The sequence below is a fragment of the Halodesulfovibrio sp. MK-HDV genome, from assembly GCF_009914765.1.
Lineage (GTDB): Bacteria > Desulfobacterota > Desulfovibrionia > Desulfovibrionales > Desulfovibrionaceae > Halodesulfovibrio.
The window spans coordinates 79307-104811 of the sequence record NZ_WYDS01000018.1 but is presented as its reverse complement, the minus strand read 5'-3'; the positions used below and the strand labels follow the sequence as shown (position 1 = coordinate 104811).

The window sequence follows — 25505 nt, the reverse complement described above, 5'->3', positions numbered from 1 at the left end:
GTTCAATCTGAGCCAGAATCAAACTCTCCAGTTTAATAATTCTGTATTGAATTGTCCGTTACCGAAGCAACGAACAACGCTAGCTGATCTCTAAATCAATCCGATTCGCTATTTAATTGTCAAAGAGCTTTTTAGTAAAAGCTCCACTCGGCTAATAAGCCTTGTGTCGAGTTGGCGTTTATGCCACCCGGCCGCTAAGCTGTCAACAACTTTCTGAAATTTAATTTCTTCCGTTGTGCGACAAACCTTGTTTCGCGGCGTGGAAAAGGGTTTAGGCTTTACTCCGCTCGCTGTCAAACCCTTTTTAAAAGTTTTTTTCAAAACATCTAAAATCAGGTTTGGAACAAGAAACTTAGCTATAAATGAGCAAACGCTGCTTTGTGTCGCAACGTCAGAAAGCTTCTACGTAAATGACACTTCCCCGTCAACGTAAAACTATGTTTTTCTGAGAATCTTATACATGGCATAATGCGTGTCTTTTTTTCATGTAATAAATTCAGTATATTAATAAATTATGTATATAATTTTTACAGTACCTTTTATTGCTATGTATTCTAGGTATTGGTACCAATTCATACTGGCTCTCAAATCATAACATTATATAGGACGGATCTTTTCTATGACAAAGCGCGAAGCTGAACGCCTGAGGCTAGAATTTGAAAAAGGTATATACGTAAAGAAAAGCACAACCATTATGTGTGTGGCCTTTGCCCTCTGTCTCGGGGTGTTCCTTGGAAACTTGCTTACAGTCATATACTCTGCTCAACCCCCTGCACAACAGACAAGAGCAGTCCAACAAACACAGCCAAAGCAACCTCAAGTCTCACAGGCTCAAGCATCAAAGATTATTGACCTTGAACGTTTGACTCGCAATGAACCTGATAACGTTAGCGCATGGCAACAACTTGGTAACGCCTACTATGATGCCAACCGCCCTGAAAATGCTATAACCGCCTACAACAAAGCCCTTGCACTTGACGACTCATCAGCTGATGTATGGACAGACCTTGGCACGATGTACCGGCGCGCCGGTCAATATCAAAAGGCCATCGAAAGTTACAACAACGCGCTGAAGATTGACCCGATACATGCAAATGCCCTTTTTAATAAAGGGGTCGTTTACGTGCATGACTTGAAACAAAAAGAAAAAGGAATTGTTGCATGGGAAGAGCTGCTTGCCTCCAACCCATCTGCAAAAACTCCTCAAGGCCAGCCGCTTAAAGAGTTTATTGACGCACATAGAAAATAATATTTTCTCCGACGAAAAACGCTGTTAGCAACCGCTAACGGCGTTTTTCTTTTGAATTATGGACATTTATTTACCATCGTTCTATGGTCGCTACATCTAGCAACTCAGATAAATATAACGGTGAACTATATGCTTCCTACTCTTTTACGTTTCCGAAAAACACTTTTCTGTTTCGCATCATGTTGTGTTTTAGTTGCCCTCTGCCTGCCTTCGCTTAGTGAAACTCTTAATTCCGGGCGTCGAGTACCAGTCGCGTACGATGTCTTTTTTGAAGATACCCCGACAGCTTCCATCTCTCAAGTTGCAGCACCTCAATTCAGCAACGTTTTTACACCACTGGGCAAGACTCCCATTCCCCACTCAGTCAAACGCGCATGGATTCGTATATCTATTCCCATTGAACAAATTGAAAGATGGCGTATGAACGGCTTCTTTCCATTCATGCAGTTCGGCGGGTTAGTGCGCCGCCCGACAACTCTTTTCTACAGACCTGCGAACAATCCCCAACGGTGGCAATCTTCTGCAATTTCCCGTTGCCATATTCCGCTTCCGGATGCTTCAAAGTCCGGCCTTGCTGAATACTACTTACGGGTAGATGGCAAACCCGGAATCTGGTTCACCCCCGAAGTAACGCTGAAAAGCACCGCAATGCCGACCTTTATCACATCATTGGTCTTCTGGCTCCTTATCGGACTTACCCTTGGCATTGCAGGGCTTAACTTTTTTCTTGCTGTATTCACTAAAGCCGAGAGTTGCTTCTGGCTTTGTATCTATACACTACTCACAACGGCCTACTACACGTTTGGATTTTTGCCCTCTACGGCAGCCGGACTTGAATTCTCCACTGCCTGGACTATTCTTTTACCAGGACTAGCGCTAATTATCCTTCCTCATATCGGTCGAAATCTCTTCTACAGTGTAGAGTGCCCACGGCATATTGATGCTCAGCTTTGGGGGCTTTCCCTGCTTGGATTACTTGTTGCCGTTTTCCCGCTCATCCCTGGTCTTTCAAGCTCATTGCACTATCTTTCTCTATGGCCTGCCCTTGCAGGTCTTGGTGCCATTCCAGGCTATGCTGCGATTACTCGAAAGATCCCTGGCGGTAGAAGATTTACAGCAGGCTGCCTGCTGACTGCATTAGGGAGCATGGTCGCAATATTACCTGCAAACTCAGCAGATATTGCAGGAGTTCTTCAACTTATGCCTTTTGCTGGCGTAGCTATGGGCCTCATGATTCTTACACCAATAGCCTTGCACGGCTCCAGACTTCAGACACAGTGCGTTCCAAAACCACTTGGTCCACACCCAAAATTTACACCTGAGAATCTCATACAGAAAATTAGTCATGACTTGCAATCACCGTTGGTTACAATTGCTAACATGGGTGAAAAGCTAAGCGACATTAATATTCCCGAAGAAGGGGAACACGCACTCCGCACATTGCAAACCGCTACGCATGTTCTGCAACTACAACTGAAGGATCTACTCGACCTAAACAGAGCTGATAATCATCGTTTAACGCTAAAGAAACGTAGCTTTGATCTACAAAGCCTGCTGAAAGACGCATACTATATAATGCTACCGCACACTGAAGAAAAGGGACTTGCGCTTACATGGAAAATAGCCCCCAATCTTCCGGTTCACTATGTGGGTGACTCGAGCCGTCTTATTCAAATCTTATTAAACCTGCTCGGAAACGCTGTTCGATTCAGTGACTCTGGTTCAATAAGCATAACTGTTTCCAGCCTTGATTCTTCGAAAGATACCGCGCAACTTTTGGTCACAGTAAAAGACCAAGGACGAGGTATCCCACTCCAAAATAAATACGATGTGTTGGACAGGTTCTGCCAAGAGCCTGAAGAAAATTCAGGTAAGTACTGCGGCTCCGGTCTTGGGTTAAGCGTAACAACAGAGCTAGTTCATTTGATGGATGGCTTCTTGTGTATAGAGTCTGAGCCCAATGTCGGCACAACAGTGTCCTTTACTGTACGTCTTGAAAAATTCGACAAAACAAAACAAGGCTATCCAAGCACAGTCGTACACGCCTCACCTCTTCAGGACTCTGTAACTGAAGATGATGAAGTTGAAATCCCGCAGTTGCTCATTATCGAGACTCGAACTGCGCCTTCTGAATCAATTCAGGAACTTCTTGATCCAGACGTATTCCATGCCCATGAGGTCACGTCGTTTGATGCAGCCATAACCACATACGAAACATTCACGGTTGATGCGGTTATTGTTGCAGCTGAACTGACTGAAGACGCCATCAATATTTTGTCACAGCTTTTTGAAATTGATAAAAAACTTGATTGCCTATCAGCACCTGCCATCGCCATTGCAAATAGCCCTGTCAGTGCTGAATTGCTTTGTGATTCTGGGTATTCTGAATCACTACCTTCGCCAGCTACAAGTAATGAGCTACTTGCCGCACTGGCAACACTTGGTTTGTACAAACTTCCTCTCGAACCTATTGAATCTACCGAATCTATAGATCAAGACCTTGAAAATAGTGATTACGAATTCGATGACGCGTTTGAAGAACTTGATGACGCTCCGGTTCTCGAGCCGCTATCTCTCTCTGGATTAGATTTAACACCTGAGCCTGAGCCTGAGCCTGAGCCTGAGCCTGAGCCTGAGCCTGAGCCTGAGCCAATAAATCTATTGCCGGAAAACATAGTTCAAGAAGAAATTTCACCGGAGACTTTTAACCCCATAGTTCTTGAAGCAAGCGCTCTGTCAAACAACACGGAAGAATCGGCTGAAATAGAAGTTCCATCAACCGAGTTGGATGGAACAAAAGAGCAGGCAGATTCAGTTGATCACAATTTGGAAACTATCGAACCAAGTCTTTTGCCAAACGATCTTTCAGATGAACCTTCCGAGGAACTTCATGATAAACTCCGCATGGATGCAACAGAGAATATTCCAAGAGACCTCGCGGAAGACTCAATAGAAGCTTCAGCGACAGAACTCTCTGATATGACCACAGATGAGGACACCATCGATGAGCATGGCGAATACATTTTCGAAGAATTAGAAGAAGAGTTAGATGATGAAAGTGAGTTAGATAAGAACCCACTTCCGACGCCACAGCTGATTACACCGGAAGAAGAAGCCTACTTAAAAGAAGTTCTTGGCGGCAGTGGGGTCGCTACAAATTCTATAGAAGAAGAGCCTGTAGCCTCAGAAGATCGTGAAGAAATATTACTTGATGAAATCTCAGACAATGCGGAACTGGACAATGTAGAACAAGATGAAGAAAAGAGCAGTGTAACACCTCCTCCTCTGTTCTCATTTGATGAGTTAGATGAGCTAGGTGCGTTAGATGCGTTGGAATTAGACGAAACAGAAGACAAAGAGGAACTCTTTTCAAGAGTAGCCAATGAACGAAGAACTCAAGTTGCGCAACAACTCGTGACATCAGACAATCACACAGCCTTCAGCAGTATTGTGGAAGCAAACGAAGATACCCCCAAATGGGATGACACTCCGCTGACCGAAGCTGTGAGTCATTTAACACTAAACTCTGAAGAGGCCGCACATCCTGCTGAAGTTCTCGACATGTTCTTCCTTCCGCAGATTCCTAAAATAATATCTCAACTGCAGGAAACATTTGAAGAAATATTTCTCCATGCAGAAGAAGGCAGCATTACAGGAATTCTACATACAGCAGAAAAACTTCAGAATCAGGCACAAAAATATGCACTCAGAGAAGTAGACAAAATGGCGAGCTGCGTTGCCCGCGCGGCAGAAGCCGAGGATCAAAAAGCGGTAAGCAATCTTATGAGTGAATTAGAAGCAACCGTGGTTCAAACAGGCAAAGCACTACGCGACGTATATAAACACAGTTCAGCAACAACCGATGATTTATAGAAAAAGACCGAGCCGCGTGCCTGTACTCTGTTTACTCTAAGGTAGGAAAAATTATAGCAACCTTCACCGATTATCTGCTTCAATCCGTTGACAGCCTCACAGTATCGAGTTATCCCCTCTCACCTGTGCGAGTACCCACTGGCACAACTGATTTGCATACTGCCAAATAAAGGTATGAGGCTACCATGAAACGCGATATTATTCTTGATACTGCTGCACGTCTTTTTGCTGAACGTGGATTTAGTAACACACCTACCAGTCTTCTCGCCAAAGAAGCTGGTGTTGCAGAAGGAACAATCTTCCGCCACTTCCGTACTAAAGATGATATCTTTCTTACACTCATCACGAATGTAAAAAACCAGCTCATTGAAGATATTGAAAAATATCTTGAAGTTCGCGAGCCGGAAAATGCACTCGAAAAAGTAGAATCCGTAATAAAGTCTTTTTACGTCTTCGTAAAAAAGAACCACATGGAATTCTCTCTTATCTTCCGCGATGCTCCAACCCGTTACTGTGGTAACAGTGAAGACTTCTTTATTCAGATCAAAGAAATCTACGCATACGTTACTGGCTACCTTTGTGACTCTATTGACGAAGGCAAGCTTGACGGTTCAATTATTGCGGATATTGATGCTCAGGAAACAGCGGACATGCTCATGGCTACTATGGTCGGTCTTGTTCGCGGCATGCATTTTGGCTTTATTGAGCCATCTGACAACATGCTCAAGACTGTTTTACGGAATTTCAAAAAAATTCTTTGCTAGAACAGCCTGCACATACTCACAGCAAACGCGCAACTTCCGCACGAATATTTCTGCTGTAGAGTACATAAAAAAAAGCCGCATAATGCGGCTTTTTTTGTGTCAATTAAGGTAGACAGAATAATACGTTCCCATCCGTAATAACTGGCCGCGCAATGCGGCACAGGCTCCTACCTCATCAAGCTCTTCAATGCAAAAGACGAGCTTTTTATTATGTTCATAGAGCGTTTTACGATTAAATGCGACTGCCATATACAACTCCCGACCTTCTTCAAACATCGGGATCAGCTGTACTGAAAGCATAGACAGCATACAGTTCGAAGCCAAAGTGAATAGCTCTTCATAAAAGCTGCGTAATACAAGTTTTGTTTCCATATCTGAATGCAACACGGTTTTCTGCGCCGATACCAGTTCGTGCAGGCGTCCAATACCCTCGCCAGTGGCATTCCTGACCACCGATTCCAGCAAAGCGGTCTCTATACCGTATTGAACTTGCATTATATCTTGCAAACGGGAATTAAATTCATACACGCTTCCACTCCGACCACATGACCTAAGACTCTTCTGTTGAACACACTTTACTTGTTGATACACGACAACTCCTATCCCTTAGAAAGAATAGGATAACAAAGAAAAGTGTAAGCTCCATTATATTGTGTAGTTTCATTAAACAGTAGCCACATGTTTCGTTCTAGTATTTCTATATAAATTTACTAGAGTTTATCCAGTTTATTATACAAAAACGGTTAGCTTCGTTATATGTTGTATTTTTTCAACATCATTTAAACATGTTTTTACATGTTGATACAAGAAAGTTTACTCAACCACTTCTTTTTTAATTGCATGTATAGTGTTTAATACATCACCATTCTCTTTTCGTGCAGAAATAACTTCATGCAATGCATAGCGAAACAGTGTCATATCTGGAATATCTCTATTCTTGTCAGAGACAACCTCAGTGTTCCTTTTTTTTATGAACAATAATGACTTTCTATTTTCATTTTTCAATAACAAAAACTGATTCAATACATTTAATAGCTGTTCATTTTCGAATTGTGTCTTTGGAGAATACTCTCCAAGAACATCATACAGCAACAATGCATCATATGGAGACAACTCTGCTTCCGGAAAAATGCAATACGGTTCTGCAGCACGTTCGCACTCAATAGCTAGAGCAAAAGCTTCAATAAATTTTAACGAATTTGTTTCCCACCGCGGCTGCCGTACTACATTTAATAAGTATTGCTTTTCATCTTCCGAAATCAACTGGGAATTAAAAAGAATTGTTACCGCCTGCACTCTATCTTCATTCCCCAAAGACTCACACAACTCTCGTGCTGCACTCCTGCGTTTCACCGCTGTCAGCATTCGATCTAACTGGAAATATTGAACACGCTCTGCCTCAACGCGCTCCAATAGAAGCGAATAACTTTCATCTGAAATCTCCAGCACAACCGGAGACGCGTTGCGACAAAGAGAGCAAAGCTCTTCCACACGTTGCTGTGGATCATCAGACTCAATTTTTCGAGATACAGCTTTATAAGCCTTCTCACTCGCGCTACGAAGTAGAATATCTGCAAGAAGCTCTGCGTCCGCTTTTACTAGCAAGTCAACGCGCTTTTTGAGTAAAAGAGAACCAACGGCAGGGTTGCAGATTACCACCTCTGACAAAAAGCTGCATACCAATGCAGAAGTATTCAAGCGCTTTTGTCTAACGTTCGCTTTACTGTTCTCTCCCTGAATTATCCATGCAAGCTCCTCTGTCTGCGACATCTTTTCTTGTAATTCACTCAAGGAATCCAACATGCTTTTTTGTGACTGCTCATCACTCTTTGATTCACTTGCTGTTGCATAGGCTCGTCCGAGTACCTTTGCATCATCACAAAGACCTTGAAGACGTTTGCTGCACAACTGCTGAGCCTGCTCAATAATCTGTTTTTTTTGAGCAAACTGGTCAGACTGAGAATGCAACAAAGCACTACCTATTAACTGAGAAGCAACAGCACCTCTGGAAATCTCGTTTCCACCGGAGACAGCCTTGAGAAGAACTTCCGAGGCTGTTGCATTGCCATTTTGATCAGCTCCGGCACGAAGTTCCTGTTCGGCAGTTAAAATTCGTTCCAAGGCACCCAACGCTTCGACAGAATCCTCCGGCATCGCTTTTTTATCTTCAATAAGCATTCCGGCTACTCCCTGCCAAAAAGAGAAATAGCTTTTTGCGCGGTACCGATAACAAACACCGGATTAGTAAGCGTATCTGACCAAGATTCCCGACTATAATCTTGGGTGGGAATAAGGCTACGAGACTCCGCTTTTGTTCTGCTCATATCATATTCCCACGCTGTCATATCACTTTCATAACGAATATCGCTCATCTGTTCCTTGGCGATAGCTCTGTTGTTCACCAGCAAATCAATGGCACTCCCCGACGCAAGCGAAACACCGTTTGCAGCAAAAGTACTTTGGGTGCGTCCTTCAGACTGAAGATATTTACGACGTTCCTGATTAATTTTGCGGTCACCTTCAGCACGTGCATGATCAGCTTTTTGCCGTGCAGCATACGCATCTATCGGTGCTGTATTTGCAACGGCCCCAGTTGTCTTAATGCTTCCGCTACTCTGGTTATTTGCAGCGGCTGCACTTGCTGTGGCCAATAGTAAACTTGCAACTCCTAATGAGCACATACTAACTCCTCCTTATAAAACTCATAAAACGGCATCGAAAATGGTCCGTACGGCACAGTATTCTGCGCCATAGAAAATCCCATCCGGCAAAGCCATTGAATAGATTTTTTATTGCGTGCATCAACCTTATTACGAAGCACAGGGAATACATTATGCATCAGAGGAAGAATTTCCAGCGGCCAGCGAAAGAAGACTCGAGGGTCTGAACAAATCTCATCAGCTCCCAGCATCCACGGCTGCCCCTCTCCCTCATTTTCCATTGAAGGAGCCACACCGAAGACCGCCGCAACGGTTTCATCTATTTTTGCACACCAGAGCATTGTCGAATATTGGGCACACGCCACAAGCACCTCATCAGGATCAAGCCCATGCGCTGCCCATACTTCATTATAATCCTGCTGCCGCAGGCGACCTTGCAACGCAACGGCATCTTCAACACTTGCTTTGCGAACAATCATCGCTCACCTATCTCAATCTGCATGGAGTATGAAAGTAACGTCACAGGAAGCGGTTCCTCCTGCCTGAAAACTATATTTGATTGCATTTCATACCCGCCATTAATCTCAACAATCTTTTCACCGCTATACAAAGAAGATGGAACATCAAGTCCGGCATCATCCCGTAGTACGACCTGCCTTGGAACGATATTGCCGACTCCGACACTAAGTCCTGCTGTTTCATGCACGTGCAAACACATTCTATTGATCCGACGCGTTTTTCCTTTGCTACTTCCGTTCGTCAACGGCACGTCCTGTTCTGTAGGGATGAGCTCAGATATATATTGCAGGCCTGCATGCACAACAGATGCTGCATGTGGCAACGTTATTTTTCCCTCAGACACAACTTGAGATGGCATCACAAATCCGTCTGCAAGAACTTGAACTGTTTTGCCCTCAAGATGATCTAATCCTGAGAACGTGTCAGTGCTCTCTCCACGGTAGCTTATGCCTGAATCTACAAAAAATTGATCCTCTATGCTGTTAACACCATAGGAAGACAGCCTTTCAATATACCGTATTTCTTCACCGTTAATTTCCCGTTTAACAACACACCACAACTCATCTCCGGCATCTCCGTGAATACAAGTCACTGATTCAAAATGCCCGTCAGACGAATGTTTATGCCATCCTACAACGTCATGCTCGCGTTCATAAGTTACCGCGACCAGTGAGCCGTCAGCCAACACGCACCATACAATGGAATATGGTTCCTGCTGATACGCCCACGACACCACTGGATTATTCTTGAGCAAATGTTCGGAAAGGATTGAAAGCTCCGTTCCCATGTACCCATCTTTTTGCAGTGAATACTGGAGCTCTCGAATAACCTTCCCACCTTGTTGTAAAAAGAGAATATTCTCTCCAATAATAAGAGGAGGTAGCGCTGCTGTCCCGATAACACTTTGCCGCTCAAATTTAATGGAACTAGGTGTTATAGCCTTGTTGTCCCCACCACTCAAACGCCACTCACTACCGGCAGTACCCAAAACAAGATGCCTTCCCGGAATCATCCATTCGATTTTGTTCACCCGTTCTGCGGCAATGGTAGCTGCAATGCTGTCATCATCACGCAAAGGATCAGAAATATTAAAATTATCATAGCTGCCGGAGCGACTCATCCAGATTGTCTGTGGCTGTTTGTTTGTTGCTGCAAAGCACAGTCGCTGCTGATAAAACTGCACACAACTGGGATATTCATCTTCGTTGTTAAACATGGCACGATGAACAGGAACACCTTCAGAAAAATCTGGTGTAACACCTCTATCTACCCATTGCTTACTCGATGCATGTCCCACAAACCCCAGCTTTCCAGACTCATTCCAACATTTGTACACAGCATAGACAGCGTCATCGTGCTCTGATTTCCATGTAAGCTTGATGGTTGCTGTAACAGAGATAGTTTCAGGCCCCTGAACTGTTACATCAGTAGATGGTTCGCTTTCTTCACGAGTAAATGGATCAATGGCAGTAATAACATACGAATATTCCCTTGAAGCGGTACCTGTAATCTCCGCAGCTAGAGCTGTTGGCGGCTTCATCCTGCTACCCAAAGCAATCTTTTCTATACGCCATGTATCGTGCCCTGTTCGGGATACTTTGTAGGGAGGACAAGAACTGCTTACGACGAAGAGTACATCAGCAGATTGGCACACAGAAAGTGAGTCAAGGACATCACTACTCCAAGGAGTTAATACTTCGACAGGTCTCCCCGTGAGATTAACCACCAGTCCGCCGTCCTTCCATACCCGCATATAGTTGTTTCCAAACTCAAGAACGTATGTCTGATCTACATTAAATAAAAATGGAATAAGCCGGACTCGTGCAGTACCACTTTCGCGGCACTTTCCTAGAAACTGAAACCCAGGACGCCTCGAAGCAGGCCCATGAGGGAGCACCATCATATTATGTAACTTCTTACATCCATTGCCGTACCGAACTTGATCTGTTCGCGCTCCCATAAACGGAGAAAGTTCACCCCCGTTAAAATTATTCTGTATTACAGTTACCGCACTCATTATTTTCTCCTGTTACCCTGCCGCCTCGTTACTCATTTCCAAATCGTATTAATTGACTCTGGCCTGAAGCCAACCATCCGATTCGTCAACCTGCTGCACACCTTCCGCTCCGTCCACTGCAGCAGCCCGGGCAAAAGATTGTGTAAATTTGCTGTACATCGTTTTTTCAAGCTTTGTACTGTTCATTAAAGGCACAGCCAATTCGGCAGCAAGCTTTCGCGCCAACACTTCTACGAACATGGCAGGGTATTGTGCCGGATCAGTCACCCGTACTGTAATTATGGCCTTTGCCGGATTACTGTCTGTGTACAAGACTCTACCTTCCACTACTTCAAAAGGCTTACTATCCTGCAACTGCCGCACACCAATGCAATCAGCCGGCAGCTGGTAGGCACAGGCAAAATCAAACGGCGGGGCTTCTAATAATTTAGGTAACTGCACATAACGAGTTGCGAAACTCCAGTGATGTGCTTCAAGCAACTCATCACACACTTCGGCATATAGTTGGTTGCACAGTTCTGCCCCGCGTGTTTTTTCTTCCAGTGAAACAATCGGGCTACCACCAACAAACTGTAACCCCTTGTTACAAATGGACACTGCTGATCTCATACAAACTCCCTGTTCTAACATCCTCAAATATCCAGAGAACAAGCGTTGTTCTCTGGATATTATGGATAACGCTAGTGGCTACTGCGTAGTACTAATTAACGCGGCAGGAAGTCGCAGAAAACATCGACTGTTCCTGTTACACCTGTTTTATTTGTGGCGACACGGCAGCGAACATGCTTCGGAGCATTGGACGGCACTGGCAGACGGGCAAACTCTTCACCCTTCTTGTAGTTTGTCACACCGGAAGATGTGGTCACAACATAATTAACGGGCATCAACGTGAAAGTTGTATTATCGTCACTGCCTTCAAGCTGTAATTTCACTTGGGTGGCAGCCGGAATGCTCACGTCATCCGCGGCAGCCATAACAACTTCAATGGCTCCCATTGTGGAACCTGCTTTAATGGAACCACCATTGCCGACAGCATTAGCATTAGAAGGAAGAGTCTGCGCCTTTGCCAAATACTCGCCGTTTACTCGCAGGGTATGTTTGTACATAGTAGTCTCATCTTTTTACGTTAGACAGTTCGTGCTGCTTCAGTGCCATCAAGGAAGTTGTAAGAAGTAACAACCTCCACGCCATTCCAATGTGTGATCTGACGATCAAGATCACGCCCCCCAGGGAGAACCTGAAGAGATTTACCCTTATGTTCATTTAGCAAAGTCTGCACTTTGCCGTGCATGAAGAGATAGGTGGTGCCAGAGGTAGCACGCACATCTGCAAGCAGATCATCAATCATCATGGCAGTTGGTGCGTTGCTTTTGTTGATGTTTACCAACGCAGCTACAGAATGCGCATTGGCAATCTGCAAACCAAAATACGCTTTGAGTCGGCAACCGTAACAAAGAACGCCTTCATGCTTGCCGGATGGTGCTTTGTAGAGCTGACCACCGTTGATTGGCTGTACATCAAGCAGAGTACCCTGTTTGAAACTTTCACTGGAATAAAGCCCAGTAGTTTCACCGGAGACAAATCGAACAGCGAGCATTGAATAACAATCGTCTGATGATGCACCAGCACTTACCATGCGCTTGTTATCTGCAGCCCAACGTAAAAAGTTATCGTAAATGATGCGTTTTTCAGCAGCCATACCCGACTTACGGATAATTTTAGGAAGCTTACGGGCAAAGTACGATTCTTTGTTACCGAACATACGGGCTGTATCTTCAGGACACTCAATTTCACCGCCAAGAATGGACAAATCAACTTTTTTCAGGTCACTGGTTACATCCACACCCGGAAGCGGAGCATTCATTTCAACCCAGCCTGCACCTTCTACGTCCGTCACATCTTCGTACATGTTCCACAAACCATGAGAAGCTTCTTCAAAAGGAATAACGCCCAGTACTGGTGCTTCCTCTGTTAAGCTATCTACCTGCTGCGGCTGTTTTGCACTGTGTACAGTTGCGAGTTCTTTAAGTGTTGCGCCCATAATTATCCCCTCCTAGCGGGTTTTAAATACTTCGTTACGTAAAAAATCTTCAGTGGACATAGAACGGGCTGTAACGGAACCGCCTGAATGAGGAATAAAATTTTCCTCCTGAAGCAAATCACCGACACATGCCATCATTTCTGCAAAAACGTGGTTATTTCCCAATCCAGAATCAAGCATCGGCTGTAAGCGACCACCTAACTGACTATCCAAGGCACGCACGGCGCTGTTCGCCACTGAAAGGCGCTGATCAAACTGTCCTTTCCATGCGCCGTTCTCCAGAATATTCATGGAGAATTCGCGCTCGGCATCCATCTGACGAGTCTGCTCTTGCAAATAAAAATCTACCGCCTGCTGCGCCTGTTCATTGTTCAAACCGCAGTCAGCACAAAAAGCTTGATAGTTATCCAACAAGTCCTGATTCACAGGAACATCGTCTGGAAATTTCACTGCAAACGGCTGTGGCTGTCCTGCCTGAGTAGTAACGGTTTCCTGTCCGTTTCCATTCTGCGAAGTTCCTGCCCCCTGAGGATTGCCATCTAGAACAGTATGCCCCGTATGATCTGTTCCAGTATTCTGGCCAAAGTTTTGTGCAGCACTTTGTTCTGGTTGCTTGCCCGCCATCGCAGCAGGAGTTGGCCCCGGAAGAGGTGCCTGTTTCATACTGAAACTCCCCTGCTCCCCGCCTCCCATATGTGACTCCGGCACTGCACCGGTTTTATCCATCGCGGTATGCATCTCTCTCCTCCCGTTTCGACGGTGCTAACAAGTACCGTTCATTATTCTTCCAGCTGCAAAATCTACAGTCCGTTTGTCTCTGCTGATGCCCATTCCTGTGAAAACTGAAGCTGCAACCGCACATGACAAACAGGATCAGCCAAGGCGACATCCGCCATGCGGTCTCGTGCATATTCAAGCAACGCAACACGTTCCCGCATATGTTCATCCCGTGCGAGTCTGTTATTCATGCATGCCTCATCTAACCACATGCGCAGCACCCGCACGCCCGCACCTGATTCAAGCCGTAACACCTCCCGCAAATCCTGCAGATAGGAGATCATCCGAGTTTCTGCATCAGCGCTTCGGGCATGTTCAACCCCGTAATCCTCTGTCAGCAACCGCGAAAGCTCCATTTCACTCAACTCGCACAGCCCCTGTAATTCAGTATCAGTCTGCATCCCCACTCCCGACTTAACGACCTGTAAACGTTAAGGCTTCCTGTAGGAGTTTCTGCGAATCATCATCCGCGCCACCACCTAATTTTGAAACAATAGTCTCCAGAATTTCAGGGGACTCTTTCATCGCCCCCACAACAGAAGAAACAGCATTTGCCAGTTTTTCAATCTGATCCGCAGTCTGAAGTTCAGACATCTGCGCTTGAGCTGCCTCACGGCGTGTTGCAACATCTTCATCAGAACGAAGAATTCTGGCTGGGACACCTGAGGTTGAAGCAAGCTCGTCAACACATTGGTCAAAATCTACTTTGTCCAAAACTGATGGTGCAACTGAAGCCATTCTTCCAACCTGTTCCGTCAATTGACGAATGGCGTTGGAGCCTGCAAGTTTTTGTGCCTGCGCCAGTACAGATACATATTCAACCTGCAACGCTCTGCCTTCCAATTCCGGAGGTGCTGGCGGCATGCGGCCTGACCGCTGCAAGACACCAAGCATTCGAGCCAGCAAAGGATCAAGAATCTCTGTCTGATGCCGCTCAATCACAGGCCCCAGCATGACCATTTTTTCCTGACTGCGCTCAAGCACCTCTGTGGCAGTAATGTTGCTACGGCCTTCGCCAGTGAACATTAAGAACAGATCATTAAAGAAGCCTTCACGGATACCTCGGCGCACATCATCAATCTTATATGAAACAGCCTGAATATCGGGATTAATCTGATACAATGGGGACACTGCGTCCTGCTGTGTGCTGTTTACAAAATTCTGGGCACCAGGAATAAGATTCAAACGCTGCTTGTATCCTGCCGGAACCCGCATTGGTGGATTTACAACCTTATGCACGGCAAGAAGCTGGCTTTTTGCCATTTCCTGAAGCATTTTCACATCCGGCATCACATCCATTGCCGGTGAATACCCGTACGTATCCATGCCAGTTACATCCCATCGACCACATAAGTGGGGAAATTCCATAAAACCACTTTCATTCAAGACTGTGGTCGCGTCTGTTCCCATTTCAAATGTGATGGATGCCCACGGCATGTTCTTTTTTCCGGCAAGGACTGGCTTGCCTTTGCCCTGAGTTACAAAATTTTTCCCCTCTCGTGGACATACAAGATGCCCAACCTCAATCATGCTGTACGGATCACGGGCAAGCAGACGTCTTGCGGTTGCAGATAAAACTTCTTCACCAAACTGCGCCGCCAACTGCCGCACTGTCATTTTTGTACGACGGAGAACGGTATCGATCTTTCCGTAACGATCCGAAGCCCAAGAAAATTCTCCGCAAGTTAAACAGGAAAAACTAAAAAGCTTTTGTTCATCCGACGCCATGTACATATCTGCTGAACCGAATGCAGCCAGTTCGGAATACATGCTATGGGCAGCCTGATAGAATCCTGCATGTGCCAGTTCATTATAGATACGGCTCTCAACTTCATCGAGCCACAAACGAACAGGCGTATACTCCATCAAATCCTTTTCAACGAGCCGTAACCGAAACCACGGTTGCGCCGGAGAAGTAAGCCCACTCTGCATTCCTGCCGCAAGAATTCGAATTGCACGTGACGCGGTTCCATCGATTATCTTTTTACTGAAACGTGCGCTGGAACCGGAGTTTGAAAAAGCAAACGTGCCTTTATGCGGGACAATATACTGTGATACATCCCGCCACGCAGAATCCCAGTCCTGCCGTTGTCCTTCCAGAAAAATAGCCGTGTTTCGAACTGTTTTAAGTAATGATTGCGACATAGTCGTTCCTTCTGCCTGCGTATCGAAATGCCAAAAAAGACGATCCCGAGCAGGCTTGCATAGTCTTAACTGCCAAGCAGGGTACTTTTCTTAAGTCGAGCTTCCGACTCATCCCCTTGAGCGCCTGTCAGAATTGTCGCACGCCTTAAATCTCTACTGGCCTGACTGCTTGCAATGCTCGAATACATTTCAGCCTTACTCACTGTATTATCTTCCCGCACCGGAGGCGCCGCAGGTGGCGCCGGAGCCGGCGGCGGTGATGAAACAGAAATTTTTCCTTTTCCTCCACCCATCTCAACTCTCCTTATGTTTGGAGGCGCTACTGGTTGTACCAATTCAAACCATCAAACGATCTAATCAACTTCGCCAAGTATGATCACACCGAAATGGACAACCAGTAGCGCATCTAACCTTTGAAATACTGGCAGAAACAACAAAGCCGCCTTTGCTCAGCACGAAGGCGACTCTACTGCATGTTTTATTAGGATTCGATGAAACAGGGGTGATGGAGGGGTGATGATATGGTTCCACGTATACGTATGGGGGGTGGACGCCATGTGAAAAAGCGATATTTAGCGTCAAATTGTTAAAAGTTGTAAACAGTCGATGGTAAATATAATTAGAATAATCTTGAACTCATTCAACTATGTATTATTTCATCCAAAAAAGAGGGGGTAGACAAGGACTATTGAAGTAAGTAGTGCACTTCGAGCATTGGGAAACGAGAAAACACTTATGAAAATGTATTTTTTTAAAAAACAACAAAGGGATTATTTGTTCTTTACCATTGCGTTACTAATATTTACATCACTTATTGCACTGCCTACTTTTGCAAACGCTTCAGCGAACAGTACCGCATCAATTTACGAACGTTATGATCTTTCCAACCTCTTGAGTGGTTGGGAACAAATTAATCCAAAGAGTGCGCTCCCTACGGAGCTCATTCCCGCAAACGCCAACGAAAGACTTATTGCCAAAAAGATCACGGTAAAAAAGGGAGATACCCTGTATGGGGTGCTCAAAAAAGCTGGCGTTCCGCTTAAGCAACAGCGTCAAATTGTTGCTACCACACTAAAGCAAAAAGCTTTTCGATTCGATGTAGGGTTAACAATGACCCTAACGCTCCGCACCACTCCTAAATCAAAAAAGAAGGAGTTAGTGCTGCTAAGCGTGCAGCAAAATAAAAACCGACGGTTTGCCCTTAGAATGCAACCAAACGGTACGTACAAACCTGCTGTCGAGCGTACTCAGTACAAGGGGAAACTACAGTACGTAGTTGGTGTCATCAAAAAATCTTTTGTAAAAGATGCACAGTACTTTGGTCTCCCAGCCTCTCTTGCCTCACAGGCTCACAAGCTGTTGGCGGAGAGAAAAAAATTAACTAAAAAAGATATTGTAAAGAAAGACTTCGAGGTTATTTACGAAGTCTACCCCAAAGCCTCTGGCATTGCCCCACGTATCCAATATGTTCGTTTAGGTAAACGAACCTCTTCCCTACAACTCTACTTTTTTGAAAGAGGGTCAGGAGGATCGTATTACGATGCAAACGGGAACACCATTGTCAAGAAAGGCAAAATTGAACTTGTAAAAAACGCTCGAATGAGCTCCAAGTTCGGCTACCGTATACACCCTATTCTTAAGCGTAGAATTCTACATGCAGGAATGGACTACGCAGCACCAAGGGGAACCCCAATTCATGCTGCGGCAGACGGTAAAGTTGATTTTATCGGACGCAAAGGCGGTTATGGTAACCAAGTAAGCCTTCGTCACAATAAATCCACCCAAACCTCTTACTCGCATATGCGAAAGTTCAAAAAAGGACTTAAGCGCGGCAGCAGAGTAAAAGCTGGCGATATTATCGGGTATGTAGGAACCACCGGTCGTTCAACCGGACCGCACTTACATTTTGAAGTGCGAAAAATGGCAAAGCAGTTAATCCGCTAACAGCAGAACTGCCCCGTCCTTCCAAACTTGTGGGTGTTGAACTTGCACAGTTTAAACTCTCACAAGTACGTTTGCTCCTACAGGTTGCACAGCAGCGTATTATGACGAATACCCTGGCGTCACTGACACCAGAAGCCATTGCTAAAGCAGCCTTATAAAGATTGCTATACCATTGCTAAAAGAAAGCCCCCACAGATTTTTCTGCGGGGGCTTTTATTATTGAAAAAAAGACTCACTCTGCGCTACAGCACCTTTGTACCAATTCGCTGTGAGTTCTTTTCATAAAATTCAAGAACTTCAGCATCGCTGGTTGCACTGCGTTCTGCATACTGCGTTTCACGCCACCATGTTGCTGCAAGCAAGTTGTTACGTGCTTCAATATGCACTGACTCAGGCACACCAATCATTGGAGTTTTCCATGTTACAGCTTCAGGGGAAACCGTCAGCACAGAATATCGCATAGGATGCGTATTGGCAGATGGAGCAACCATGTAGTTCACACCGGCAAGCTCGCTCACGCGCATACCTATATGACGATGGCCTGTAATCATAAGCGGAGCAGCCTCTGCATGTTTTTCCAGCACAGCACGTACAGCGTCAGCATTATCAGCACAGAACCACTGCTTAGCCCCGCCCTTCAGCTCATCGCTTGACCATGGAATCACATTGTGATGCATGAACACAATATTCATTTCATCTTTGTGATCTGTCAGCTGCTTATCGAGCCAATTCAATTGTTCCTGTGGGAGCACTCCACCCCATTTTTTCTGTTCAAGCGGAAGATTTGCATCCAGACCAATAACACGCAATCCCGGAACAACTGAGTGTGCCCAGTAGCGATTACCAGAGCCATCATACCCTTTGCCGTCAAAGAACTTCACAAATTCTTCAATCTTAAGGTAATCAAAACCGTCACGATGCTTCGCAGGATTTGCAGGTACAAAGTCATGGTTACCGGCAATAACAAAATACGGGACGGTCAATGAATCCAGTAATTCTTTAATGGCTTCTGCATTCTGTTTTTCACCATCAAGAAGAAGATCACCAGTAACTACAACAAAAGATAGACCAGTCTCTTGATTAAGCCCCTTAACAGCCTGACCAACACAGTTCACACTTGCTGCGCTCATCTTCATGCCATTCTTCCCTTTTATATCAAGATGCGGGTCGGAAATCACACCAAAGCGTACAGGAGCAAAGTCAGTTTTAGTTGGAGCAGCAAATGCTTTACGTCCCATTAAAGACATACCCATCAGCGTAAATGCTCCGGTCTGAAGAAATTGACGGCGGTTTTGATTTTTCATAGCATACTTCTCCCTGTTTCTTGCAATTTATCGGGCGGGGCTTGAATGCATTCCCCACAGTCAGCATTCAATAAAGACGAAAAGACTACCTACAAGATGTGAGCAGTGTTCACGCCGCTACAGAGTAGCTTTTTCCATTTGTATATCAAGTAATTTCAAGTAGTCAAAAGCATCCTACCGCTACCACCCCACTCTTTATCCTGTGTTACCTGCACACCTCTTTTTGGTTACAACATAAAAAAAAGCCCCTCCTGATTGCTCAGAAGGGGCTTCTCTATAACTTGTTTTGCTAGCTATTATTTGTCTGCGTGACGCAATGTTTCAGGTGCAATACCTGCTTTCATTGCAAAGTACTCACGGGTTTCACGAACAATAACCGGACTGAGGAAGATAAGACCAAGTAAGTTTGGAAGAGCCATAAGGCCGTTGAAAATATCAGCCAAAGTCCAAACCAATGCCACTTTCTGTACAGAACCGAAGAGAATCGCGGCAATGTACACAATGCGGTAAGGTTTAACTGCGCCTACGCCGAGAAGATATTCAATAGATTTCTCACCGTAGTAACACCAACCAAGGATGGTAGAGTAAGCGAAGAGGATAAGCCCAATCGTTACAACATACTGCCCACCTTCAAAACCGAGACGGAATGCTTCGGTAGTAAGGGAAGAACTAGTAAGACCAGAATCCCAGTTGAACATAATAATTACGAGACCAGTCATGGTACAAATAACGATTGTATCAATGAAGGTCTGGGTCATGGAAACGAGAGCCTGCTCTACAGGGTGCTTAGTCTGTGCTGCAGCAGCAGCAATCGGAGCAGAACCAAGACCGGATTCGTTAGAGAACACACCACGCGCAACACCGAAGCGTATAGCGGCTGCAACAGTTGCACCAGCAAAACCACCGGTGGCTGCAACTGGGTTAAATGCGTATTCAAAAACGAGACTAAATGCAGGTCCAATTTTTTCCATGTTTGTAAGAAGAATAAACATGGCGCCACCAACGTAGAACACAATCATGATAGGAATAAGAATAGAGGTAACTTTACCAATAGACTTAATACCACCAAGAACTACGACAGCGGTAAGAACAGCGAGAACGATACCAACGATAAATGGATCGATACCAAAAGTGTCTTTAACAGCAAGTGCTACAGAGTTTGACTGTACCATGTTACCGATACCAAACGATGCAATCGTAGCAAAAAATGCGAACACAGAGCCAAGGCCTTTCCAGCCGAGACCGCGTGAAATGTAGTACATAGGGCCACCACACATTTCGCCATTTTCATCTTTTACGCGGTATTTAACAGCAAGTACCGCTTCACCAAATTTAGTGGCCATACCAACAAGGCCGGTAATCCACATCCAGAACAACGCACCTGGCCCCCCAACTGCAATCGCGGTGGCAACACCGGCAATGTTACCGGTTCCGACAGTTGCAGAAAGAGCGGTCATCAAGGCTTCAAAGTTAGAAATATCGCCTTCATCTGCGTCAGGATCTTTACGCCTAACAAGCGCAAGATACAGAGAATAGCCAAGTTTTCTAAACTGTAAACCCTTCAGCATGATTGTAAGCAGCAGACCTGTACCAACTAATAAAGTCAGCATTACAGGGCCCCATACCCATCCGTCGATCATTTCCAGCCATGACATAAAGCTTTCCATCAGCATACTCCTGTTGCTTCTTTCACGCCTTAACACTCAACATACAGAGTGGTTAAAAACGTGCACAGGGACAACAGATATTCATCCGTTACCCGCAGCTATGACTTAATACCTTCTCGAAAAAGTTCGAGAATATGGGTCTAGCCATCAGTCAGAAAGCTGCAAGTCCCAGTACAGCTCACCCAACTAAGTAAAAATACTAAAGCCCATTCGACTAAAACGAATCATGCGTCATGTTACGCTGTTTTACTATTTCGTCAACACGGGTGCTTTTTACTTTCGCACACTGAATGGTCAAGCAAGGTGCCTTTTTTTGCTTTTTTGTTGTAATGTCCACTATTGGCGAGAACTAGTTGGTCACATAATCAAATAAAACGCACGTCTTTTCAGGTGGTTATGTAAAAATGAAGTTTTTCACAAGCTCTTGTTTTTCTTTCATTTATTTTAGCTATTCTAACATGTTAAGGTACTCACGCTTCATAATAGAAAAAACTGCACTTTTGAGACTCTTTTGCTCTTTTTTTTGAAAAAACACTGACGAAGGCATCTCCGCCACTAATCGAAACCCCAACTTTTCAATGAAGCTTAAAGCATGCCTATACACGCGGGGCGTAAGGCCATAAAGGGCATCTAGGCAGTATTCTCCTTTGTGCTTCGAAAACAAGAGAAATTTCAATAAAAACAGTGCAATGCTTTGTTCTTTACCCTTTGAATTGTAAAACATTGTAAAATGAATCATTCCGCAGCGTCCGAGAAAGTTATTCAGCCACACTAAAGCTAGTAAATTGCCTCCCTCATATGCAGCATATACATAGTTCATATCATCCTGCATAAACTGAATAAAGTCATGTTCATTTGTGATTTCACCATCGTAAAAAACTATCTCTTTTTTCCCCTCTTCACAGAGAGTTTTCCATATAGTTTTAAGTTCTTGTTCGGTTAAACAATCTGCAAAATGTGGGATATGAGCACGAATTTGATATTCTTCAGATAAACAACCAGAAATATTACTCATACAGGTCATACTCCATATTTCCTAAATCTGTTTGCTCGGCACTCATATCTAATGGTGAAGGAAACTCTGTTGCGAGCACTGGTTCTAAAATTCGAGCCATACAATCGAGCATGTCATCATGAGTACTCACTGGAAACGCCATGTACTCATCTGCAACAAATTCTTTTGTTAAATCACGCCATGTTCCTTCCTGATCTCTGAACGGCGATCGCACTGGTAAATACATTCGCCCTTGCTCAAACAAAGGAACAAGCTTGCCTATTCGATCTTTTTTTGGAACAGCACCCCCAAGCTCCACCACATCAAATCTATAGTTCCTGCTTTGCATTTCAAAACGTAAGTGCTCAATATCTGCCTGCATACCATAGCGCTCGTACCCCACTGCTGTCGGACGGTACTGCCTATGCAACGAAAAAAGACAAGCCGCTCGCTCTGTCAGATTCATCCGGTCACGCACGCCACCAATAAGATAGTAGTTACCATCCTCTGCCAGACCAATAACCAACATTACCGTGTAGTCACTTCCTGCTTTTTTCTCACCGGCAGGATCAATGACGATGTACCGATTCATCCCTTCCAAGTGTGCAGGCTCCGAAGGCTGCCAATACCGTAACCATTCTTCTTTAAATCCCTGCACACTATCCGCCTTAGGGTCTTGCAGCATTTGGCAGCCAAAAACATACGGCCCCATCTGTCTGCGCTTCTTTGCAAGATCTTCCGGCGCAAAAAACAGAGGCACGCCATCCGCCTTACCATTTTCGGTAGCTGCATAAATACGCGGCTCTGCCCCTTGTCTTTCCATAATCGTCTTGTACGTGTCGTTAAAGTGATAACGAGTGCCGATATACCTCTGCTGCCCCCCGTGCATTCCTAGATTCAACGAAAGTGCCCAGCACTCTGTCACCTTGCTGATCATTTCCGGTGTTGAAACGGAATCACGGGTTACGACATCGTCATACACTAGAATTTCAAAATGTTTTCCTGTCGGCTGTCCATCTACAAGTCCCCATGCTTCCACTGTTGCTTCTTTAGGGTTCTTTTTTCTACGCACAACGATACCGTTATCCGCAGACCATCGTGGAGATTCACGTTTAGGAGACTCCCACAGTACTTCAGGGTAACAGCGCTTAAGAATTTCATTTTGCTCAAGCTCGTATTTAATCTGTGCAAGAAAACCTTTCGCGATAGGCCGCGTATGCGAAAAAATACCCACTGTAATCTCGGGATTGACCAAAATATTCTGAATGGTGAGTCCAAAGGTAATAATCGTCGATTTATAATGCTCGCGTGCCCATAAATCGAGCATTCCGTCTGGCTTTTGCTGCACTTCCTGACAACGTGCAAAATGCCAATCCTGATCCATATCTTTACGACCTATAATTCTTGTCAGTAAAAAAAATAGATCTCTGCGACCTAGCTCAGCCATCAGCCGAATGGCTGCATTTTCTGATTCCTTGCGGGCAATGCGAAATAATTCTGAATAGTGCGCTGCTGCCTCATGACGGTTCGCAAACTCCATGTTCTCTCCTTGCAAATAACAATCGAAGAACAACAATACCTGAGGGATTACGCAAAAAGTGATGAGAAAGGGGTAAGAACGATGCGTTACGGCGTTACAACGCTACCGTGCCGCATATGGGGGGGGGTAAAAAAAGACGCCGCACTCCAAAGGGGTACGGCGCTGCTCAACATATGTAATAGATCTCGGACTATTACTTTCAAAAAATATTATTTCAGAAATTTTTGGGCTATACAACATCTTCCGTAAGAAACTTATCTCGTCCATCAAGCTTTGCAAGATAAAGCAAACTATCTGCACGTTCCACGAGTTGAACGCCTTTTTCATTATTTGCCATTTCAGCGATACCACCACTTACCGTTATCGGACGTACGGAACACGCTAATTTTGCACTGCGCAGTTGTGTTCCGAATGATTCCATCCGAGAAAGTGCTTCTTCTGCACTGCATGATGGAAGTAAAACTAAAAACTCCCCGCCACCGGTACGCGCCATCACGTCACCTTCACGCATATGCTGTCCGAGCAGTGCTGCAAGATACCGCAACACTTCATCTCCACAGCCTCTACCCTGTGCTTCATTCAGGCGGGTAAAGTGATCAATATCAAAAACACAAACGCTCAAAGATGTTTTTTCTTTAACAACATCCGAGATAGTTCTTTCAAGCAAAACAGGTGCATAGCGTGCGTTGTATAGACCTGTAATGGAATCAACAACATCAAGTTGATCAAGCATGTATGAACGTGAAGTAATAAGATCTGAGACATGCTTGCTCTGCGTAACATCCTCGAGAGAAAGAAGTACATACTTGAGCTGCCCTGCATCCTGAATGGGGTTTGCAGTCATCTTGACCCATTGTGGTACACTCGGCTCAGCGCCTCTATTTCGAAGAAGCGTCTGGGAGATCGATCTGTTTGATTGAATTGCCTGCATCACTGGATGTTCATACTGGGAAATTGTTTTCTCACCGATACCGGTAGCAAAACCTTCCATCACACTATGTGCCTCATGATTCCACATCTTCTGTGCAGCTGGATTTGTATATAGGATCTCACATTCTGGTGAAAAGATCATAACTCCGTTCGAAACCTGATCAGCGAAGAACAAAACATCTTTAGACAGATTCATAAATCAAACCCCGTTCATAGAATTTATGTCATTATGGTACTTTATTACACGCAATTTCAACAAAATAATATTAAAAATGAAGTTGCTACTTTTTTTTACTAGTAATTAATGGCTATACTATGCAATATTTCTAGAAGTAATATTTTCTTTTATTATAGGAGCTTGCCATGACGACCCTATTCCCTCTGCTAGGTGACCCGCTTCCACAGGTTAAGGTAAAAACAACGCAAGGTACAATGACTATCCCTGATGATTTAAAGGGAAACTGGTTTCTTCTTTTTAGTCACCCTGCCGATTTTACCCCCGTTTGTACTACGGAATTTGTGAGTTTTCAAAAACGTATTAAAGACTTTGATGCGCTGAATTGTAAGCTGGTCGGTATTTCAATGGATCAAATTTTTGCGCATATTAAATGGATTGAATGGATTAAAGAACAGACCGGAGTCGAAATCACATTCCCTGTCATTGCAGACTATGGCGAAGTGGCAGAAAAATTAGGAATGATTCATCCTGGCAAAGGAACAAACACTGTCAGGGCTGTTTTCTTCATCGATCCTAGCGGCATTGTACGCACCATTTTCTACTACCCGCAAGAGATCGGTAGAAATATTGATGAAATACTCCGCACTATTCGCGCATTACAAACATCAGACAGAAATAAAGTAGCTATCCCTGCAAACTGGCCGAAAAATGAACTTATTGGTGATCGCGTTATCATTCCACCGGCACAGACCGTTGATGATGCTAAAATTAGGCTCGACACCCACGAGGGATATGACTGGTGGTTCTGCCATAAAGAACTCAAAGAAGAAGATTAAAACCAAGCCCCCGAACGGGGGCTTAACTTTTCGATTTTTTCAATAATTTCTTATTATAGATTATTGT

At 44.6% G+C, this 25505-nt stretch carries 22 protein-coding genes; 5 read left to right on the top strand and 17 right to left on the bottom strand.

The window, feature by feature from the left end:
- Positions 1-619: 619 nt before the first annotated feature.
- The 3 genes from MKHDV_RS14425 to MKHDV_RS14415 all read left to right on the top strand — a co-directional run bounded on the left by MKHDV_RS14425 (position 620) and on the right by MKHDV_RS14415 (position 5886).
- The gene (locus MKHDV_RS14425) at positions 620-1249 is read left to right on the top strand and encodes a tetratricopeptide repeat protein (RefSeq protein ID WP_160716506.1); all 630 of its coding nucleotides are present in this window, start codon (positions 620-622) and stop codon (positions 1247-1249) included.
- 129 nt (positions 1250-1378) lie between these two features.
- On the top strand, positions 1379-5122 hold the full coding sequence (locus tag MKHDV_RS14420) for an ATP-binding protein (RefSeq protein WP_160716504.1): 3744 nt from the start codon (positions 1379-1381) through the stop codon (positions 5120-5122).
- Between the two features lie 185 nt (positions 5123-5307).
- Positions 5308-5886 carry a TetR/AcrR family transcriptional regulator gene (locus MKHDV_RS14415; protein WP_160716502.1) on the top strand — a complete coding sequence of 193 codons (579 nt, stop codon included), beginning with the start codon at positions 5308-5310 and terminating at the stop codon, positions 5884-5886.
- Positions 5887-5985: 99 nt separating this feature from the next.
- Here the strand turns inward: MKHDV_RS14415 and MKHDV_RS14410 are convergent, their stop codons facing one another.
- The 12 genes from MKHDV_RS14410 to MKHDV_RS14355 all read right to left on the bottom strand — a co-directional run bounded on the left by MKHDV_RS14410 (position 5986) and on the right by MKHDV_RS14355 (position 16338).
- Positions 5986-6414 carry an FCD domain-containing protein gene (locus MKHDV_RS14410; RefSeq protein ID WP_160716500.1) on the bottom strand — a complete coding sequence of 143 codons (429 nt, stop codon included), beginning with the start codon at positions 6412-6414 and terminating at the stop codon, positions 5986-5988.
- A 285-nt stretch (positions 6415-6699) separates the two neighbouring features.
- Positions 6700-8064, bottom strand: coding sequence for a hypothetical protein (locus MKHDV_RS14405; RefSeq protein ID WP_160716498.1), 1365 nt, complete (start codon positions 8062-8064; stop codon positions 6700-6702).
- 5 nt (positions 8065-8069) lie between these two features.
- Positions 8070-8567 carry a hypothetical protein gene (locus MKHDV_RS14400; RefSeq protein WP_160716496.1) on the bottom strand — a complete coding sequence of 166 codons (498 nt, stop codon included), beginning with the start codon at positions 8565-8567 and terminating at the stop codon, positions 8070-8072.
- Positions 8555-9025: a hypothetical protein gene (locus tag MKHDV_RS14395; RefSeq protein WP_160716494.1), complete on the bottom strand. Its 471-nt coding sequence runs from the start codon at positions 9023-9025 to the stop codon at positions 8555-8557. Before MKHDV_RS14395 ends, MKHDV_RS14400 begins: the two co-directional genes overlap by 13 nt.
- Entirely contained in the window at positions 9022-11082 is a 2061-nt protein-coding gene (locus MKHDV_RS14390) for a hypothetical protein (protein WP_160716492.1), read from the bottom strand. Before MKHDV_RS14390 ends, MKHDV_RS14395 begins: the two co-directional genes overlap by 4 nt.
- A 48-nt stretch (positions 11083-11130) precedes the next feature.
- The gene (locus MKHDV_RS14385) at positions 11131-11691 is read right to left on the bottom strand and encodes a hypothetical protein (protein ID WP_254060491.1); all 561 of its coding nucleotides are present in this window, start codon (positions 11689-11691) and stop codon (positions 11131-11133) included.
- A gap of 95 nt (positions 11692-11786) precedes the next feature.
- On the bottom strand, positions 11787-12188 hold the full coding sequence (locus MKHDV_RS14380; protein ID WP_160716488.1) for a hypothetical protein: 402 nt from the start codon (positions 12186-12188) through the stop codon (positions 11787-11789).
- A gap of 20 nt (positions 12189-12208) precedes the next feature.
- Entirely contained in the window at positions 12209-13123 is a 915-nt protein-coding gene (locus tag MKHDV_RS14375) for a major capsid protein (protein ID WP_160716486.1), read from the bottom strand.
- 12 nt (positions 13124-13135) lie between these two features.
- Complete coding sequence (locus MKHDV_RS14370; RefSeq protein ID WP_160716484.1) at positions 13136-13861, bottom strand: hypothetical protein; 726 nt, start codon at positions 13859-13861, stop codon at positions 13136-13138.
- A 62-nt stretch (positions 13862-13923) separates the two neighbouring features.
- The gene (locus tag MKHDV_RS14365) at positions 13924-14301 is read right to left on the bottom strand and encodes a hypothetical protein (RefSeq protein ID WP_160716482.1); all 378 of its coding nucleotides are present in this window, start codon (positions 14299-14301) and stop codon (positions 13924-13926) included.
- Between the two features lie 13 nt (positions 14302-14314).
- Entirely contained in the window at positions 14315-16045 is a 1731-nt protein-coding gene (locus MKHDV_RS14360) for a portal protein (protein ID WP_160716480.1), read from the bottom strand.
- Between the two features lie 65 nt (positions 16046-16110).
- Positions 16111-16338 carry a hypothetical protein gene (locus MKHDV_RS14355; RefSeq protein ID WP_160716478.1) on the bottom strand — a complete coding sequence of 76 codons (228 nt, stop codon included), beginning with the start codon at positions 16336-16338 and terminating at the stop codon, positions 16111-16113.
- A gap of 442 nt (positions 16339-16780) precedes the next feature.
- On the opposite strand from MKHDV_RS14355, the gene MKHDV_RS14350 reads away from it, so the two are divergent.
- Entirely contained in the window at positions 16781-17989 is a 1209-nt protein-coding gene (locus MKHDV_RS14350) for a M23 family metallopeptidase (RefSeq protein WP_160716476.1), read from the top strand.
- A 242-nt stretch (positions 17990-18231) separates the two neighbouring features.
- Here the strand turns inward: MKHDV_RS14350 and MKHDV_RS14345 are convergent, their stop codons facing one another.
- The 5 genes from MKHDV_RS14345 to MKHDV_RS14325 all read right to left on the bottom strand — a co-directional run bounded on the left by MKHDV_RS14345 (position 18232) and on the right by MKHDV_RS14325 (position 24620).
- Entirely contained in the window at positions 18232-19293 is a 1062-nt protein-coding gene (locus tag MKHDV_RS14345) for a metallophosphoesterase (protein WP_160716474.1), read from the bottom strand.
- A 296-nt stretch (positions 19294-19589) separates the two neighbouring features.
- Entirely contained in the window at positions 19590-20960 is a 1371-nt protein-coding gene (locus tag MKHDV_RS14340; protein WP_160716472.1) for a sodium:alanine symporter family protein, read from the bottom strand.
- A 448-nt stretch (positions 20961-21408) separates the two neighbouring features.
- Positions 21409-21975: a hypothetical protein gene (locus tag MKHDV_RS14335; RefSeq protein WP_160716470.1), complete on the bottom strand. Its 567-nt coding sequence runs from the start codon at positions 21973-21975 to the stop codon at positions 21409-21411.
- Positions 21968-23494 carry a hypothetical protein gene (locus MKHDV_RS14330; protein WP_160716468.1) on the bottom strand — a complete coding sequence of 509 codons (1527 nt, stop codon included), beginning with the start codon at positions 23492-23494 and terminating at the stop codon, positions 21968-21970. Before MKHDV_RS14330 ends, MKHDV_RS14335 begins: the two co-directional genes overlap by 8 nt.
- A 229-nt stretch (positions 23495-23723) precedes the next feature.
- Positions 23724-24620 (bottom strand): sensor domain-containing diguanylate cyclase, encoded by an 897-nt coding sequence (locus tag MKHDV_RS14325; RefSeq protein ID WP_160716466.1) that lies wholly within the window; start codon positions 24618-24620, stop codon positions 23724-23726.
- Positions 24621-24787: 167 nt separating this feature from the next.
- Here MKHDV_RS14325 and MKHDV_RS14320 point away from each other — a divergent pair, with 167 nt between their 5' ends.
- Positions 24788-25438 (top strand): peroxiredoxin, encoded by a 651-nt coding sequence (locus MKHDV_RS14320; RefSeq protein ID WP_160716464.1) that lies wholly within the window; start codon positions 24788-24790, stop codon positions 25436-25438.
- Positions 25439-25505 lie beyond the last annotated feature (67 nt).

Bases quoted from the DNA above. Each gene is read 5' to 3' on its own strand.
- MKHDV_RS14425 (WP_160716506.1), top strand. From the start codon at position 620: ATGACAAAGCGCGAAGCTGAACGCCTGAGGCTAGAATTTGAAAAAGGT.
- MKHDV_RS14420 (WP_160716504.1), top strand. From the start codon at position 1,379: ATGCTTCCTACTCTTTTACGTTTCCGAAAAACACTTTTCTGTTTCGCA.
- MKHDV_RS14415 (WP_160716502.1), top strand. From the start codon at position 5,308: ATGAAACGCGATATTATTCTTGATACTGCTGCACGTCTTTTTGCTGAA.
- MKHDV_RS14405 (WP_160716498.1), bottom strand. From the start codon at position 8,064: ATGCTTATTGAAGATAAAAAAGCGATGCCGGAGGATTCTGTCGAAGCG.
- MKHDV_RS14400 (WP_160716496.1), bottom strand. From the start codon at position 8,567: ATGTGCTCATTAGGAGTTGCAAGTTTACTATTGGCCACAGCAAGTGCA.
- MKHDV_RS14395 (WP_160716494.1), bottom strand. From the start codon at position 9,025: ATGATTGTTCGCAAAGCAAGTGTTGAAGATGCCGTTGCGTTGCAAGGT.
- MKHDV_RS14390 (WP_160716492.1), bottom strand. From the start codon at position 11,082: ATGAGTGCGGTAACTGTAATACAGAATAATTTTAACGGGGGTGAACTT.
- MKHDV_RS14385 (WP_254060491.1), bottom strand. From the start codon at position 11,691: ATGAGATCAGCAGTGTCCATTTGTAACAAGGGGTTACAGTTTGTTGGT.
- MKHDV_RS14380 (WP_160716488.1), bottom strand. From the start codon at position 12,188: ATGTACAAACATACCCTGCGAGTAAACGGCGAGTATTTGGCAAAGGCG.
- MKHDV_RS14375 (WP_160716486.1), bottom strand. From the start codon at position 13,123: ATGGGCGCAACACTTAAAGAACTCGCAACTGTACACAGTGCAAAACAG.
- MKHDV_RS14370 (WP_160716484.1), bottom strand. From the start codon at position 13,861: ATGCATACCGCGATGGATAAAACCGGTGCAGTGCCGGAGTCACATATG.
- MKHDV_RS14365 (WP_160716482.1), bottom strand. From the start codon at position 14,301: ATGCAGACTGATACTGAATTACAGGGGCTGTGCGAGTTGAGTGAAATG.
- MKHDV_RS14360 (WP_160716480.1), bottom strand. From the start codon at position 16,045: ATGTCGCAATCATTACTTAAAACAGTTCGAAACACGGCTATTTTTCTG.
- MKHDV_RS14355 (WP_160716478.1), bottom strand. From the start codon at position 16,338: ATGGGTGGAGGAAAAGGAAAAATTTCTGTTTCATCACCGCCGCCGGCT.
- MKHDV_RS14350 (WP_160716476.1), top strand. From the start codon at position 16,781: ATGAAAATGTATTTTTTTAAAAAACAACAAAGGGATTATTTGTTCTTT.
- MKHDV_RS14345 (WP_160716474.1), bottom strand. From the start codon at position 19,293: ATGAAAAATCAAAACCGCCGTCAATTTCTTCAGACCGGAGCATTTACG.
- MKHDV_RS14340 (WP_160716472.1), bottom strand. From the start codon at position 20,960: ATGGAAAGCTTTATGTCATGGCTGGAAATGATCGACGGATGGGTATGG.
- MKHDV_RS14335 (WP_160716470.1), bottom strand. From the start codon at position 21,975: ATGAGTAATATTTCTGGTTGTTTATCTGAAGAATATCAAATTCGTGCT.
- MKHDV_RS14330 (WP_160716468.1), bottom strand. From the start codon at position 23,494: ATGGAGTTTGCGAACCGTCATGAGGCAGCAGCGCACTATTCAGAATTA.
- MKHDV_RS14325 (WP_160716466.1), bottom strand. From the start codon at position 24,620: ATGAATCTGTCTAAAGATGTTTTGTTCTTCGCTGATCAGGTTTCGAAC.
- MKHDV_RS14320 (WP_160716464.1), top strand. From the start codon at position 24,788: ATGACGACCCTATTCCCTCTGCTAGGTGACCCGCTTCCACAGGTTAAG.